The sequence below is a fragment of the Serratia sp. EC4 genome, from assembly GCF_059652115.1.
On sequence record NZ_JBNIDE010000004.1, the window covers coordinates 126,935 to 142,687 of the forward strand.

General features: G+C 59.3%; 11 protein-coding genes. 5 read left to right on the forward strand and 6 right to left on the reverse strand.

Annotated elements, in window-relative coordinates:
- Nucleotide 1 precedes the first annotated feature (1 nt).
- From ilvI to leuO, 3 genes are all read right to left on the reverse strand, one after another.
- Nucleotides 2-1,720: an acetolactate synthase 3 large subunit gene (ilvI, locus tag ACP39K_RS14100; RefSeq protein WP_060444861.1), complete on the reverse strand. Its 1,719-nt coding sequence runs from the start codon at nt 1,718-1,720 to the stop codon at nt 2-4.
- Between the two features lie 316 nt (nt 1,721-2,036).
- Complete coding sequence (locus ACP39K_RS14105) at nt 2,037-3,845, reverse strand: AMP-dependent synthetase/ligase (RefSeq protein ID WP_033641253.1); 1,809 nt, start codon at nt 3,843-3,845, stop codon at nt 2,037-2,039.
- A gap of 464 nt (nt 3,846-4,309) precedes the next feature.
- Nucleotides 4,310-5,257, reverse strand: coding sequence for a transcriptional regulator LeuO (leuO, locus tag ACP39K_RS14110; protein WP_048794653.1), 948 nt, complete (start codon nt 5,255-5,257; stop codon nt 4,310-4,312).
- Between the two features lie 874 nt (nt 5,258-6,131).
- Between leuO and leuA the strand changes: the two genes are divergently transcribed.
- Genes leuA through leuD form a run of 4 tightly spaced genes read left to right on the forward strand, consistent with a single transcriptional unit; the run spans nt 6,132 to nt 10,814 of the window.
- Nucleotides 6,132-7,706: a 2-isopropylmalate synthase gene (gene leuA / locus ACP39K_RS14115; protein ID WP_016929098.1), complete on the forward strand. Its 1,575-nt coding sequence runs from the start codon at nt 6,132-6,134 to the stop codon at nt 7,704-7,706.
- A gap of 2 nt (nt 7,707-7,708) precedes the next feature.
- Nucleotides 7,709-8,800, forward strand: coding sequence for a 3-isopropylmalate dehydrogenase (gene leuB, locus ACP39K_RS14120; RefSeq protein ID WP_033641251.1), 1,092 nt, complete (start codon nt 7,709-7,711; stop codon nt 8,798-8,800).
- 1 nt (nt 8,801) lies between these two features.
- Nucleotides 8,802-10,202, forward strand: a complete 1,401-nt coding sequence (leuC, locus tag ACP39K_RS14125; protein ID WP_033637093.1) for a 3-isopropylmalate dehydratase large subunit — start codon at nt 8,802-8,804, stop codon at nt 10,200-10,202.
- 9 nt (nt 10,203-10,211) lie between these two features.
- Entirely contained in the window at nt 10,212-10,814 is a 603-nt protein-coding gene (leuD, locus tag ACP39K_RS14130) for a 3-isopropylmalate dehydratase small subunit (RefSeq protein ID WP_004932829.1), read from the forward strand.
- 42 nt (nt 10,815-10,856) lie between these two features.
- Here leuD and ACP39K_RS14135 read toward each other — a convergent pair whose 3' ends face one another.
- From ACP39K_RS14135 to sgrT, 3 genes are all read right to left on the reverse strand, one after another.
- Entirely contained in the window at nt 10,857-12,329 is a 1,473-nt protein-coding gene (locus ACP39K_RS14135) for a DASS family sodium-coupled anion symporter (protein WP_147881727.1), read from the reverse strand.
- Nucleotides 12,330-12,473: 144 nt separating this feature from the next.
- Complete coding sequence (locus ACP39K_RS14140; protein ID WP_497008596.1) at nt 12,474-13,670, reverse strand: sugar efflux transporter; 1,197 nt, start codon at nt 13,668-13,670, stop codon at nt 12,474-12,476.
- A gap of 154 nt (nt 13,671-13,824) precedes the next feature.
- Entirely contained in the window at nt 13,825-13,998 is a 174-nt protein-coding gene (gene sgrT / locus ACP39K_RS14145; RefSeq protein WP_072009629.1) for a glucose uptake inhibitor SgrT, read from the reverse strand.
- A 90-nt stretch (nt 13,999-14,088) separates the two neighbouring features.
- Between sgrT and sgrR the strand changes: the two genes are divergently transcribed.
- Nucleotides 14,089-15,750: an HTH-type transcriptional regulator SgrR gene (gene sgrR, locus ACP39K_RS14150; RefSeq protein ID WP_033641248.1), complete on the forward strand. Its 1,662-nt coding sequence runs from the start codon at nt 14,089-14,091 to the stop codon at nt 15,748-15,750.
- Nucleotides 15,751-15,753 lie beyond the last annotated feature (3 nt).

Sequence of the window (15,753 nt, forward strand, 5' to 3'; positions counted from 1 at the left end):
ATCAGGTCCTCTCCGTTTTGCTAAGCCACATTTCGTCCATGCTTCCGCCGCGGATCTGCATCGGGTAAACATGTTCGGTTTCATCGACGGTCACGTCGACGAACACCAGCCGCTCTTTTTCCGCCAGCGCCTGCGCCAGCTTGCTTTCCAGCTCATCCGGCGTGCGGATGGCGATGCCGACATGGCCGTAAGCCTCGGCCAGCTTGACAAAGTCCGGCAGCGAATCCATGTAAGACTGCGAGTGGCGGCCGGAATAAATCATGTCCTGCCACTGCTTGACCATGCCCAGATAGCGGTTGTTGAGGTTCACCACCACCACCGGCAGGTTATATTGCAGCGCGGTGGACAGCTCCTGAATGTTCATCTGGATGCTGCCGTCGCCGGTGACGCACACCACGGTTTCCTCCGGCAGCGCCAGCTTGACGCCCAATGCCGCCGGCAGGCCGAAGCCCATGGTGCCGAGGCCGCCGGAGTTGATCCAACGGCGCGGTTTGTCGAACGGGTAATAGAGCGCGGCAAACATCTGGTGCTGCCCCACGTCGGAGGTCACATAGGCATCGCCTTTGGTCAGGCGATGCAGGGTTTCGATCACCGCCTGCGGCTTGATGGTGTCGCTGTTTTTGTCGTACCCCAAACAGTCGCGGGCGCGCCACTGTTCAATAGACTGCCACCAATCGCGCAACGCATCGTGATCCTGCGCCTTGTCATCCTGCGCCAACAGCTCCAGCATCTGCACCAACACCTGTTTGGCATCGCCGACGATCGGAATATCGGCATCCACCGTTTTGGAGATCGAGGTCGGATCGATATCGATATGCAGCACAGTGGCATCCGGGCAGTATTTGGCCAGATTGTTGGTCGTGCGATCGTCGAAGCGCACGCCGACGGCGAAGATCACGTCGGCATGGTGCATGGTTTTGTTGGCTTCATAAGTGCCGTGCATACCGAGCATGCCGACACTCTGGCGATGGGTGCCGGGGAAAGCGCCCAGTCCCATCAGGCTGCTGGTCACCGGCAGGTTCAGCTGCTCCGCCAACGCCAGCAGTTCGGCTTCGCAACCGGCGTTGATCGCGCCGCCGCCGACATACATCACCGGCTTCTTGGCCGCCAGGATGGTTTGCAACGCGCGTTTGATTTGCCCGCGGTGGCCCTGCACCGTCGGGTTGTAAGAACGCATGCTCACGTCCTGCGGATAGGCATAAGGCATCCGCACCGCCGGGCCGACGATGTCTTTCGGCAGATCGATCACCACCGGGCCGGGGCGGCCGCTGGAGGCCAGGTAAAAGGCCTTCTTCAACACCGCCGGGATGTCTTCGGTGCGTTTTACCAGGAAGCTGTGTTTCACCACCGGCCGAGAAATCCCCACCATATCGCACTCCTGAAAGGCGTCGTAGCCGATCAGCGAGCTGGGCACCTGCCCCGACAGGACGACCATCGGGATCGAGTCCATATAAGCGGTAGCGATACCGGTAATGGCGTTGGTGGCGCCGGGGCCGGACGTCACCAGCACCACGCCCACTTCGCCGGTGGCGCGCGCGTAACCGTCGGCCATGTGCACCGCACCTTGCTCGTGGCGCACCAGAATATGATCGATCCCTCCGACCGTATGCAGGGCGTCGTAGATATCGAGCACCGCCCCACCGGGGTAGCCGAATACATGTTTAACGCCCTGATCGATCAACGATCGGACGACCATCTCGGCTCCTGACAACATCTCCATGGGTTTGCCTCCAGGCTTGCTTATTCTTCTCTGGCGCCGGAACGTAGCGCCTGCTGCGGGGCAATGCCCCTAAATTTTTATGGGTTGTCGCTATCGAATTAACATAACGTCAGAATATGGGGCAGGCAAACGGCAAAATGGCTTAACGGCGGCGGGGTTATTGCCAAGCGGCTGGAGATCGCAGCTTTATAAAAACAATGCGCTAGCCTCAGGGGTGTTGGGCTAGGCATTGTTTCGAACAGGAGGAAAATTACAGAACTAAATCAGGTGAAGGATATGCCGCTTTTTTCGCCGGGCATATGGCCCGGCGGCGGCGTCAGGCCTGTTCCCGGTACATAGAGTCGATTTCGCGCTGATAGCGCTGCAGGATCACTTTGCGGCGCAGCTTCAGGGTTGGCGTCAGCTCCCCCAACTCCATGGAAAAAGCCGCCGGCAGCAGAGTGAACTTCTTCACCTGTTCGAAGCGCGCCAGCTCCTTTTGCATCTCGCGCAGGCGCTTTTCGAACATCGCGAGGATCTCGCCGTTGCGCAGCAGCTCCAGGCGATCCTGATACTTCAGGTTGACTGACTTCGCGTATTCTTCCAGCGACTCAAAGCACGGCACGATCAGCGCGGAAACGAACTTGCGCGCATCGGCGATGATCGCCACCTGCTCGATAAAGCGGTCCTGCGCCAACGTGCCTTCCAGCATCTGCGGCGCGATGTATTTGCCGCCGGAGGTTTTCATCAAATCCTTAAGGCGCTCGGTGATGAACAGATTGCCCTCTTCATCGATCGCCCCAGCGTCGCCGGTTTTCAGCCAGCCGTCTGCGGTAAAGGTCGCGGCGGTTTCCAACGGTTTGTTGAAATAGCCGCGCATCACGATCGGCCCGCGCACCTGAATTTCATTTTCTTCACCGATGCGCACCTCGACCTGCGGCAGCGGTTTACCGATAGAGCCGAAGCGGAAATGCCCTTCTTCCCAGCAGGACACGGTCGCACAGGTTTCGGTCATGCCGTAACCGTACTTGATGTTGACGCCCATCGCCTGGAAAAACAGGATCACATTGTCATCCAGCTTGGCGCCCGCCGCCGGCAGGAAGCGCACCCGACCGCCGAGGATACCGCGCAGCTTGCTCAATACCAGCTTGTCGGCCCAGCGGTGAGAGAGTTCGAACAGTTTGCCCAACGGTTTGCCGGCCCGCTCTTGCAGGAACTTGCGCTCCCCGCAGACGATCGCCCAGTGGAACAGCGCGCGGCGCAGCCAAGGGGCACGCGCCACTTTTTCATGCACCGCGCTGAAAATCTTCTCGTAGAAACGCGGCACCGCGCACATTAACGTCGGCCGCACCTGCCCCATCGCTTCCCGAACCCAGTCGGTGTTCGGCAGGAAAACGTTCTGCGCGCCGGAATGCATGACAAAGAAGCTCCAGGCACGCTCAAACACGTGCGACAGCGGCAGGAAACTGAGCGACACATCCTCTTCGCCGACCGTCAGCCTTTCATCATGCAGGTAGAGCTGCGCCGCCAGGTTGCGATAATCCAGCATCACCCCTTTCGGCTCGCCGGTGGTGCCCGAGGTATAGATCAGGGTGAAGAGATCCTGCAGGTCGCACTCTTCAATACGCTGCCGACGTTGAGCGATAAAAGCCGCCGGATCGACGGCATGCTCGAAGGCGCTCAGGTGTTGGGCTATCTCGCAATCGCGCAGATCGGCATCCTCGTCGAACACGATAATATGACGCAGTTGCGGACAGACGCCGCGCAGCGCGATGGCGGCGTCCAACTGCGCCTGTTCGCCGACGAACAGGATGCGAATGTCAGCGTCATTGATGACGAAGGCCGCCTGCGCCGGCGTATTGGTGGAATAGAGCGGTACGCTGACGCCACGCAGGTGCAGGATCGCGAGATCGGTCAACGACCAGGCCATCGTGTTATTGGCGAAGATACCGATACGTTCTTGCACTTCGGCGCCCAGCGCCAGCAGCCCGGCGGCAATGCGATCAATGCGGGCAGCCGCCGCTCCCCAGGTCAGTTGAAACTCGCCGTTGGGCGACCATTGGCGAAATGCTGTGCGATCGGCTCGGTGGGTAATTTGATGCTGTATACGATGGATCAAATGGTATTGCAGCAGATTAGTGATCATAGTGCTCTAAGCCTGAAATGAATCATACCGTTAAGCCTGAACGACGCCTTGCGGCCCTCATCTCAGCTTACACGTGTTTACTTTTTTCCGCGCAGTCTACCTACTCTCAGGCAGGGGGAAAAGCGATTTCAGCGTAGAAGTGTGAGCCAAAACTCAAGCCGGCTTTCGCGCTTTCATGGGTTGGACAGAATGGGAAGGAAAAGGTTTGATGGCGTCCATAAAACGCGGCCCGTTCGGGCCGCCACATCGAGTTAGTTTAAAATTCCAACTGGAAAGTAAAAATCAGAATATTAATTTATATTAATTGTTTTCTCTAAATGAACAAATTTACCCTAATATAAGTTATTCTATCGCCGCAAAACCAAGAAACATCTTAATAAAAACACAGATAGTTCTTAGTTTTTATCATGAGAAAAAAACGCTCAGTTGAATATTATCTTTATATGGCTCCCATCTTTATCGCTTTACTTTGGGTTACCCGCCTCAATCAGGACAGATTTCATCCACTGGTGGCCTTTATCCCGCTCTGAAGATTCATGCCAGGACAGGTAGCAGGTGGCTTTATTATCGTTGCCACATAAAGGAACCGTCTTTATTTTCAACGCCTCCGTCTGCTGTCGCACCAACCAGGCGGGCGCAATCGCCACCATTTCCGTTTGCGACACCATATTCAACACGCTGTAAAGATCCGTGCACTGCTGCGTCACGGCACGCAGCATCGGCTCGTCTAAATAAAAAGGTTTACTGAACGATCCAAAACTTTCCAGGGAAACCGCAGCATGCTGCTCGGCCAGCATGTGCTCCGGCGTCACCTCCTCGCCTATTCTCGGGTGCGCCTGCGCAACCGCCAGCACTAATTCGTCGTCGAACATCGCCAGGCTGCGAAACTCCGCCGACTCGAAACGGCTGTAGCCGATGACAAACTCGACGTCCTGATAACGCAATTGATGTTCAATATTATTGTTAATGTATGACTTTATTTGCAGGTTAAGCTGCGGCGCTATCTGTTTGACGTGATTGATTATCCCGGCGCCCAGACGCAAATCGAGCGGGCTGCACAGCGACAGGGAGAACGCTCGCGTGCTGGTCAGCGGCTCAAACTCAGATCCCGGCAACTCATTCTGCACCAGCTGCAGCGCTTGCCGCACCGGCCCGAACAGCTGCCTGGCCCGCATGGTGGGCTGGATCCCGCGGCCGCAGCGCACGAACAGTTCGTCGTTGAACATCACCTTCAGGCGCGCTACCGCATTGCTCACCGCCGGCTGCGACATCCCTAACGAATTAGCGGCTCGCGTAATATTTTGCATTTGCATCACGGCGTCAAACACCGTCAGTAAATTAAGATCGACGCTGCGCAAATGAATGTCCGCCGGCTCTTTGACCATGGCGATTTCTGAATCATATTCAGCCATATTTCACTCCACTAAATCCTGTGTAGATAATCTAATCCTTATGCTCGACAAACAATGAAACGCCGCATTGTCTTATCTTTGCACGACAAATTCTGCCATTACCGTCATCAACCGATAAAAAACCTCGTGTTATCGACACGATATAAGTCGTATATGGAATACATGTCAGCAGCATCCCCCGTCAGCGAGAAGAATGCCACCTGGGTAGTACTAATAATTAGGTATCAACAATGATTAATACAATTGAACAACGTCGCCGCACTGTATGAGACAAACTATAAAAACACATCATAAGCAATCAAACCATCTAAAAACACCGCTCACTTTGTGTAAAAACGCATTATTTTGTTATATTATGACTAAAACAATCAATTATTCATATGAGTTCAATTTAAACCATTTGTATTGAAAATGTTATTTCATTGCTCCCCGTGATTAATCCCTCTTGTTTTTTTCATCACAAATCTTAACGCAACGAAATCCAGAAGCAATTAGCGCAGTATATATTCGATTCGTTTATGCTAAGCAGCACGCAAACTGGTCCCATTTTTTTCTCTAAGGCGTCGTTTTTTTGCCGAATGATCCTCTGTTTAGCTAATGGGCTGATGCATTGTCCCCGCATTCAATCAGGTGTTGACATCGCCAGGCCAATCACGTATCAAATTAGGCAGACACCCAATTTAAGAGAAGCTGAACCCTTATGATCCGTACTCACCGTCTACTAGGCCTACTACTTAACGCATCTTGTTTGCGCGGTATGCCTATGGACGAAGTTCGGAGCTGACTCAGCCGATCACCCATAAGAAACCCGCGCTACTGCGCGGGTTTTTTTTTGCCCGCTTAGCGTGAAATCAACACGATAAGGAATGCACCGATGAGCCAACAAGTCATTATTTTCGATACCACGCTGCGTGATGGCGAGCAGGCGCTGCAGGCCAGCCTGAGCGTAAAAGAGAAGATTCAGATTGCGCTGGCGCTGGAAAGAATGGGCGTTGACGTGATGGAAGTCGGCTTCCCGGTCTCTTCGCCGGGCGACTTCGAGTCGGTGCAAACCATCGCGCGCCAGATCAAGAACAGCCGCGTCTGCGGCCTGGCCCGCTGCGTGGACAAAGACATTGACGTGGCCGCCGAAGCGCTGCGCGTCGCCGAAGCGTTCCGCATCCACGTATTCCTGGCCACCTCGACCCTGCACATCGAATCGAAGCTGAAGCGCTCGTTCGACGAAGTGCTGGAGATGGCGGTGCGCTCGGTAAAACGCGCCCGCAACTACACCGACGACGTGGAGTTCTCCTGTGAAGACGCCGGCCGCACGCCGATCGACAATCTGTGTCGCGTGGTTGAAGCCGCCATCAACGCCGGCGCCACCACCATCAATATCCCGGACACCGTCGGCTACACCACGCCGAACCAGTTCGGCGGCATCATCACGACCCTGTATGACCGCGTGCCGAACATCGACAAAGCCATCATCTCCGTGCACTGCCACGACGATTTGGGCATGGCGGTCGGCAACTCCATCGCCGCGGTGCAGGCCGGCGCCCGCCAGGTGGAAGGCACCCTGAACGGCATTGGTGAACGCGCCGGCAACTGTTCGCTGGAAGAAGTAATCATGGCGATTAAAGTGCGCCAGGACATCATGAACGTGCACACCAACATCAATCACCAGGAAATCTTCCGCACCAGCCAGATCGTCAGCCAGCTGTGCAACATGCCGATCCCGGCCAACAAGGCGATCGTCGGCTCCAACGCCTTCGCCCACTCCTCCGGCATTCACCAGGACGGCGTGCTGAAGAACCGCGAAAACTACGAAATCATGACCCCGCAGTCGATCGGTCTGAAAGACGTGCAGTTGAACCTGACCTCCCGCTCCGGCCGCGCGGCGGTGAAACACCGCATGGAAGAGATGGGCTACCAGGAACAGGATTACAACCTGGATAGCCTGTACGCCGCCTTCCTGAAGCTGGCCGACAAAAAGGGCCAGGTATTCGACTACGATCTGGAGGCGCTGGCCTTCATCAACAAACAGCAGGAAGAGCCGGAGCACTTCAGCCTGGGTTACTTCAGCGTGCAGTCCGGCAGCAGCATCATGGCCACCGCCTCGGTGAAACTGATCTGCGGCGGCGAAGAGAAAGCTGAAGCCGCCACCGGCAACGGCCCGGTCGATGCGGTCTATCAGGCGATAAATCGCATCACCGACTACCCGATCGAGCTGGTGAAGTACCAGTTGACCGCCAAGGGCCATGGCCGCGACGCGCTGGGCCAGGTGGATATCGTGGTTTCTTACAACGGCCGCCGCTTCCACGGCGTGGGTCTGGCGACCGACATCGTCGAATCCTCCGCCAAGGCGATGGTGCACGTGTTGAACAATATTTGGCGCTCACAGCAGGTAGAAAAAGAAAAGCAGCGCCTGCAGCAAAACAAACATCAAAATAATCAGGAAACGGTGTGAACATGACGAAGACTTATCACATTGCCGTCTTGCCCGGAGACGGCATCGGCCCGGAAGTAATGGCTCAGGCGCGCAAAGTGTTGGACGCGGTGCGTCAACGCTTTGACATTCGCATCACCACCGCCGAGTACGACGTCGGCGGCATCGCCATCGATCGCCACGGCAGCCCGCTGCCGGCGGCGACCGTCGCCGGCTGCGAGCAGGCCGACGCCATCCTGTTCGGCTCGGTGGGCGGCCCGAAATGGGAACACCTGCCGCCGGCCGAGCAGCCGGAACGCGGCGCGCTGTTGCCGCTGCGCAAACACTTCAAACTGTTCAGCAACCTGCGCCCGGCGCGCCTGTATCAAGGGTTGGAGGCATTCTGCCCGCTGCGCGCCGACATCGCCGCCCGCGGCTTCGACATTCTGTGCGTGCGCGAATTGACCGGCGGCATCTATTTCGGCCAGCCGAAGGGCCGCGAAGGCCAGGGCATGCAGGAACGCGCCTTCGATACCGAGGTGTATCACCGTTTCGAGATTGAACGCATCGCGCGCATCGCCTTCGAATCCGCCCGCAAGCGCCGCCGCAAGGTGACGTCGATCGACAAGGCCAACGTGCTGCAAAGCTCCATCCTGTGGCGTGAAGTGGTCAATCAGGTCGCCAAGGATTACCCGGACGTATCGCTGTCGCACATGTATATCGACAACGCCACCATGCAGTTGATCAAGGATCCGTCCCAGTTCGACGTGCTGCTGTGCTCCAATCTGTTCGGCGACATTCTGTCCGACGAGTGCGCGATGATCACCGGCTCGATGGGCATGCTGCCGTCCGCCAGCCTGAATGAGCAAGGCTTCGGCCTGTACGAACCGGCGGGCGGTTCCGCGCCGGATATTGCAGGCAAAGGCATCGCCAACCCGATTGCGCAGATCCTGTCCGCCACCCTGCTGCTGCGTTACAGCCTGGGCGCCGATGAAGCGGCCGACGCCGTGGAGCGCGCCATCAACCAGGCGCTGGAACAGGGCTACCGCACCGCCGATCTGGCCGGTGACGGCAAAGCCGTCAGCACCGATGAAATGGGCGACATCATCGCCCGCTTTGTAGCTCAGGGGGCATAACATGGCCAAGACCTTATACCAGAAGCTGTACGACGCCCACGTGGTGCACGAAGCGCCGAACGAAACGCCGTTGCTGTATATCGACCGTCACCTGGTGCACGAAGTCACCTCGCCGCAGGCGTTCGACGGCCTGCGCGCCATGGGCCGCAAGGTGCGTCAGCCCGGCAAAACCTTCGCCACCATGGATCACAACGTGTCGACCCAAACCAAAGACATCAACGCCAGCGGCGAAATGGCGCGCATCCAGATGCAGGAGTTGATCAAGAACTGCGCGGAATTCGGCGTTTCGCTGTATGACCTGAATCACCCGTTCCAGGGCATCGTGCACGTGATCGGGCCTGAGCAAGGCATGACGCTGCCGGGCATGACCATCGTCTGCGGCGACTCGCACACCGCCACCCACGGCGCTTTCGGCTCGTTGGCGTTCGGCATCGGCACTTCCGAAGTGGAACACGTGCTGGCGACCCAGACCCTGAAACAGGGCCGCGCCAAGACCATGAAGATTGAAGTCACCGGCGACGCCGCCGAGGGCATCACCGCCAAAGACATCGTGCTGGCGGTGATCGGCAAAACCGGCAGCGCCGGCGGCACCGGCCACGTGGTGGAGTTCTGCGGCAAGGCGATCGAGGCATTGAGCATGGAAGGCCGCATGACCCTGTGCAACATGGCGATCGAAATGGGCGCCAAGGCCGGGCTGGTCGCGCCGGATGACACCACCTTCGCCTATCTGAAGGGGCGTCAGTTCGCACCGACCGGTGAAAACTGGGAGCAGGCGGTCGCCTATTGGCGCACGCTGAAGTCCGACGCCGACGCCCAGTTCGATACCGTGGTGACGCTGCGCGCCGAAGAGATCGCGCCGCAGGTCACCTGGGGCACCAATCCCGGCCAAGTGATCGCCGTCAATCAGGCGATCCCGGCGCCGGAATCGTTCAGCGATCCGGTCGAGCGCGCCTCCGCTGAGAAAGCGCTGGCCTACATGGATTTGAAGCCGGGCATCAAATTGACCGACGTGCCGATCGACAAAGTGTTCATCGGCTCCTGCACCAACTCACGCATCGAAGATCTGCGCGCGGCGGCGGCTATCGCCAAGGGGCGCAAGGTCGCCAGCGGCGTGCAGGCCATCGTGGTGCCGGGATCTGGCCCGGTGAAGGCCCAGGCGGAAGCCGAAGGGTTGGACAAAATCTTTATCGAAGCCGGTTTCGAATGGCGTTTGCCGGGTTGCTCAATGTGTCTGGCGATGAACAACGACCGTCTGAATCCGGGCGAGCGCTGCGCGTCCACCAGCAACCGTAACTTCGAAGGGCGTCAGGGCCGCGGTGGGCGCACCCACCTGGTCAGCCCGGCGATGGCCGCCGCGGCCGCCGTCGCCGGTCACTTCGCCGACATCCGTGATATTCACTAAGGGGCTAACGTGGCTAAATTTACTCAACATACCGGCTTAGTGGTGCCTTTGGATGCGGCCAACGTCGACACCGACGCCATTATTCCCAAGCAGTTTTTACAGAAGGTCACCCGCACCGGTTTCGGCCAGCACCTGTTCAACGACTGGCGCTTCCTCGACGACGCCGGCCAGCAACCGAACCCGGCGTTCGTGCTGAACAAACCGCGCTATAAAGGCGCCAGCATCCTGTTGGCGCGCGAAAACTTCGGCTGCGGCTCTTCGCGCGAACACGCCCCCTGGGCGCTGACCGACTACGGGTTCAAAGTGGTGATCGCGCCGAGCTTCGCCGACATCTTCTACGGCAACTCGTTCAACAACCAGCTGTTGCCGGTGACGCTGAGCGAGCAGCAGGTGGACGAGCTGTTCAAACTGGTGGACGCCAACGAGGGGACGGAGTTCGTGGTGGATCTGGAGAACCAGACGGTCAACGCCGGCGGCAAAAGCTATCCGTTCGAAATCGACAGCTTCCGCCGCCACTGCATGATCAACGGGCTGGACAGCATCGGCCTGACGCTGCAGCACGAAGCGGACATCTCCCGCTACGAAGCGCAGCAGCCGGCGTTTCTGAATTAATCCCCTTCAATTCACCCGCCGCCCGGCGGGTGAATTCTTTCCTCACCAGTAGCCCAGCAGCTTCCACCATGCCCCGCCGATCAGCATCCAGATCAGCAGGTTAACCACGCTCATCACCCATCCCGCTTTCCACCACTCCCCCAGCGTCACATAGCCGGAGCCAAAGACGATCGGCGCGGTGCCGGTGCCGTAATGGGTCAGCGACATCATCAGCGAAGAAGAGAACGCCAGGATCAGGCCCAGCAACGCCGGCGGCGCCCCGAGCGCGATGCCGGCGGCGAAAAAGGCGGCGAACATCGCCGTCACGTGCGCGGTGGTGCTGGCGAAGAAATAGTGTGAATACAAATAGATGAGGGTCAGCAAGATCGTACCGCCCACCCAGCTCATGCCCATACGGTCGATGCCGTTGCCGACGGTTTGCGACAGCCAGCCGATCAGCCCCAGCTTGCCGAGGAAGCTGGCCATCATCACCAGCGCCGAGAACCACACCACGGTGTCCCAGGCGCCTTTATGCTTCAGCACATCCTCCCAGCTCAGCACGCCGGTGGCCAGCAATACCGCCAGGCCGATCAGCGCCGCAGTGGTGGGATTGACCGCCAGCGCCGGGCCAAAGACCATCGCCGGAATGCCGGCCCACAACACCAGCAACAGCGCGAACACCCCGAGGGTAATTTTCTCCGGCAGCGTCACCGGCCCCAGCGCCTGCAGCTTTTCGCGCGCGAAGCGCGGCGCGTCCGGCGTGCTTTTCACCTCCGGCGGATACAGCAGGTAGATGACCAGCGGCATCACTAGCAGCGAACACAGCCCCGGCACCAGGGCGGCGACCGCCCACATCGACCAGGACAGCTCGAAGCTGCCATGGGTGCCTTTGGCGATCAGGCTGACGATCAACGGGTTAGGCGCGGTGGCGGTGATAAACATCGCCGAGGTGATCGGGTTGATGTTGTAGTTTACCAACGACAGGTAGCGGCCGATTTTGCCGGAGGTATTGAGCTCGGGTTTGGAGCCGAAGCTGTCGGCGATCGACTTCATGATCGGATGAATGATGCCGCCGCCGCGCGCGGTGTTGCTCGGCGTCACCGGCGCCAGCGTGGTTTCCGCCAGCGTCAGCGCGTAAGCGATGCCCAGCGTCTTCTTGCCGAACAGCGAAATAAAGTAATAGCCGATGCGCGCGCCCAGCCCGGTTTTGTTCAGGCTGAGGGAAATCATGATCGAAAAGCCGATCAGCCAGATCAGCTGGTTGGAGAAGCCGCTGAGCGCATCGTCCAGCGCGGCGCCCGGCTTGCCCGGATTGGTGACGCCGGTCACTGCCACCAGAGCGATGGCGATCACCGAAACCGCGCCGATCGGCATCGCCTTGCCGATGATGGCGATGATGGTGCCGATAAACAGCGCCAGCAGTTGCCAGGCGTTGGGCGCAACGCCCTCCGGCACGGGAATGAGGAACCAGATAATCAGCGTGGCGCCAAGGGCGCACAGGGAAGGAAGCGGTTTGAGCGGTGTGAGTTTATCCATAACGTTCCCACTGTTCTAAACGACAGGGCGGCATCTCAATAGCGAGATGGGCGTGGGCGCAGCGATCGCGCGCCATATGCCTTCAGCTTGAGCGTCCGGCTTAGCCTTCTCAATGACTTGCATCAAGAATGCCGTCGTTTAACCTCACACTTCACGCACTTTGGCGCTCATCCCGAGCGCCGCCAGCGCCAGCAGCGCCGCCATCCAATACACCGAACCATGACCGAAATTCTCCACCAGCGCGCCCTGCAGCACCCCGGCCAGGATCACCCCGGTAGAGATGCTGTTGGTGAACAGCGTGGTGGCGGCGCCCGGCCGGCCCGGCATCAAATCCTGAAAATAGAGCATGCCGATACCGGCGACGATGCCGATAAACACCGCGTTAAGCAGCTGCAGCGCGATCAGGGCCGGCTTGGTCGCCAACACCGTCAGCCCGAGATAAAACAGCACGCCCGCCGCCACCGCCAGCAGCATCATGTTGCGCTTGCCGAAGCGTTTGACGTAATAACCGGCCAGTAGCATTGCCGGGATTTCCAACCCGGCGGCAGTGCCCATCAGCACCCCGGCCAGCCCTTCCGGCAACCCGAGATCGGCGGTGATATACAGCGGCATATCGATGATATACAAGGTATTGCAGGTCCACATCAGCATCGAAGCGATGAACAGCAGCCGCACATCGCGATTGCGCCAGGCGCTGGCGGGCGCGATCGGCGCAGACATCCCGCCCTGCGGCCCCCCATTCTCCGCCGCACGCGGCACCGAAGGCAGCATAAATCCCACCAGCAGCACGCAAACCGCGAAGGTGGCGGCGGCGATCAGGAACATCACGGTGAACCCGTAGTTCAGCGCCAGCGCAAACGACAGCGGCGGGCCGATCACCCACGCCAGCGAAAGCTGGGCGCGCATCACCGAGCTGAACATCACCACTTCACGCGCCTCGCTGTCGGCGTATTCCCGCGCCAACGCGAAAATTTGCGGCATGGCGGTGTTGGCAACGGCGGACATCAGCACCCCGGCGGTGATCAGCGTCAGGTAATCGCGGTTAAAGGCGAACAGCAGGCAGTTGCCGACCGCCATCAGGCAGCACAGCAGGATCAGCCTGCGCCGATCGCCGCGGGTGTCGGAACGTTTGGCCAGCAGGAAGCTGACCACGATGCCGGCCACCGCGTTGGCGGTGTAAAACAGCCCGACCCACAGCGGCCGCACTTTGACTTCGGTGGTCAGAAACAGACTGAGCGTCGGCGTCAGCAACGCGCCGGCGATGCCGGAGAGAAAAGCGATCAGCAGGAAGGCGGCGAAGATGGGGTTAATGCGCAGTGACAACCGGCTCAGGCGTTGCATATCGTCTTCCCTGACCTCAAAGCAGAAGAAAGAACCTTAGGCCACGGCGAGGAAAAAGCAAGCGCATCGCCATGACCGCGCATAAAAAAACCAGTGGGTCGCCCCACTGGCTGGTGAAACAGCACCATTACTCAGAAACTTGTTGCCGCAGCCCCTACAGGTGCTCGCGATACTGCTTATCGGTCATCTCTTTAATGTCCCATTGCGTCAGATGCGCCAGCATCGCCAGCCGCGCCTGTTCGGGCACCACGCTCAGCCAGTCGGCGCGCTGGCGGCGGACCGCGCTGAAATAGCGCTGATAGAACGATTTGGATAAGAAAGCTTTCATGATTACGCCCTCCCCTTTCATTGATGAAAATTATCGGCGTAATATAGGGAAAGAAAAATTGACGAGTTGAAGCGGGAGTGTTCCTCTTTTATGTCCACGTCCAGATTGCAGCAGCAGTTCATCCGCCTGTGGCAGCGCTGCCACGGTGAAACCACCGACACCACGCTGCAGGATCTGGCGGAGGTGCTCAGCTGCTCGCGGCGCCACGTGCGCTCCCTGCTGAGCGCCATGCAGCGTGAAGGCTGGCTCACCTGGCAGGCGGAGTCGGGGCGCGGCAAGCGTTCGCGGCTAACCTTCCACTACACCGGCCTGGCGCTGCAGCAACAGCGGGCCGAGGAGTTGCTGGAACAGGATCGCATCGATCAGCTGGTGCAACTGGTGGGCGACAAAAACGTGGTGCGCCAGATGCTGCTGTCGCAGCTGGGGCGCAGCTTCCGCCAGGGGAAACACATCCTGCGGGTGCTCTACTACCGGCAGTTGTACAACCTGCTGCCCGGCTCGGCGCTGCGGCGTTCGGAAACCCATTTGGCGCGCCAGATCTTCAACGGCCTGACGCGCATAAATGAGGAAAACGGGGAACTGGAGTCCGATCTGTCCCACCATTGGCAGGCGCTGACGCCGCTGCACTGGCGGTTTTACCTGCGCCCGGCGATCCATTTTCATCACGGCCGCGAGCTGGAGATGGCGGACGTCATCACATCCCTCTCGCGTCTGACCGCGCAACCGCTGTTCTCGCATATCGAGAGCGTCACCTCGCCGACGCCGTTCGTTATCGACGTGCATCTGCGCAGCCCCGACCACTGGCTGCCCTGGCTGCTGGGCAGCGTGCAGGCCATGATCCTGCCGCGTGAATGGCGCGAACTGCCGGATTTCGCCCGCCATCCGGTCGGCACCGGCCCCTACCGCGTGGTGCGCAATCTTCCCAGCCAGATGAAGATCCACGCTTTCGACGACTATTTCGGCTACCGGGCGCTGATCGACGAGGTGAACATCTGGGTGCTGCCGGAGTTCTCCGAAGAGTTGGTGCACTCCGGCGTGCAGCTGCAGGGCGATGAAACCGGCAAAAACGAACTGGAAAGCCGACTGGAAGAGGGCTGTTATTTCTTGCTGTTCGATCAGCGCTCCCCGCTGGCCGCCGACCCCGCCATTCGCAGCTGGCTGTGCGAATTGATCAACCCCATTTCGCTGCTGAGCCGCGCCGGGCCGCTCTACCAGCGCTACTGGTCGCCGGCGTACGGCCTGCTGCCCCGCTGGCACCACAACCGCGCGCTGGCGCAGCAACCCAAACCGGCGGGGTTGACCGAACTGACGATGACCCACTTCAATGAGCATTCGGAGTTTCACGCCATTCGCCAGGCGATTGAACCGCTGCTGGCGCAGCACGGCATCCGCCTGATCGTGCAAAGCGTGGATTACGCCACCTGGCACCAGGGCGACGCGCGCAGCGATCTGTGGCTCGGCAGCGCCAACTTCTATCTGCCGCTGGAGTTTTCGCTGTTCGCCACGCTGTACGAACTGCCGCTGATGCAGCACTGCATGAACGAAGATCTGGCGCAGGACGCAGCGCTGTGGCGCGCCAACCGCTTGCCGCTGGCGGAGTTCTGCCAGCGTCTGGTCAGCAACCACCAGTTGCATCCGCTGTTCCACCACTGGCTGCAGCTGCACGGCCAGCGCAGCATGCGCGGCGTGCGGATGAACACCCTCGGCTGGTTCGACTTCAAGTCCGCCTGGTTTGCCCCGCCGGAGACATAAGCG

Excerpts from the sequence above, each read along its gene's own strand:
- leuO (WP_048794653.1), bottom strand. The coding sequence starts at position 5,257 with ATGGCTGAATATGATTCAGAAATCGCCATGGTCAAAGAGCCGGCGGAC.
- sgrR (WP_033641248.1), top strand. The coding sequence starts at position 14,089 with ATGTCCACGTCCAGATTGCAGCAGCAGTTCATCCGCCTGTGGCAGCGC.
- leuB (WP_033641251.1), top strand. The coding sequence starts at position 7,709 with ATGACGAAGACTTATCACATTGCCGTCTTGCCCGGAGACGGCATCGGC.
- leuC (WP_033637093.1), top strand. The coding sequence starts at position 8,802 with ATGGCCAAGACCTTATACCAGAAGCTGTACGACGCCCACGTGGTGCAC.
- ACP39K_RS14105 (WP_033641253.1), bottom strand. The coding sequence starts at position 3,845 with ATGATCACTAATCTGCTGCAATACCATTTGATCCATCGTATACAGCAT.
- ACP39K_RS14135 (WP_147881727.1), bottom strand. The coding sequence starts at position 12,329 with ATGGATAAACTCACACCGCTCAAACCGCTTCCTTCCCTGTGCGCCCTT.
- sgrT (WP_072009629.1), bottom strand. The coding sequence starts at position 13,998 with ATGAAAGCTTTCTTATCCAAATCGTTCTATCAGCGCTATTTCAGCGCG.
- leuA (WP_016929098.1), top strand. The coding sequence starts at position 6,132 with ATGAGCCAACAAGTCATTATTTTCGATACCACGCTGCGTGATGGCGAG.
- ilvI (WP_060444861.1), bottom strand. The coding sequence starts at position 1,720 with ATGGAGATGTTGTCAGGAGCCGAGATGGTCGTCCGATCGTTGATCGAT.
- ACP39K_RS14140 (WP_497008596.1), bottom strand. The coding sequence starts at position 13,670 with ATGCAACGCCTGAGCCGGTTGTCACTGCGCATTAACCCCATCTTCGCC.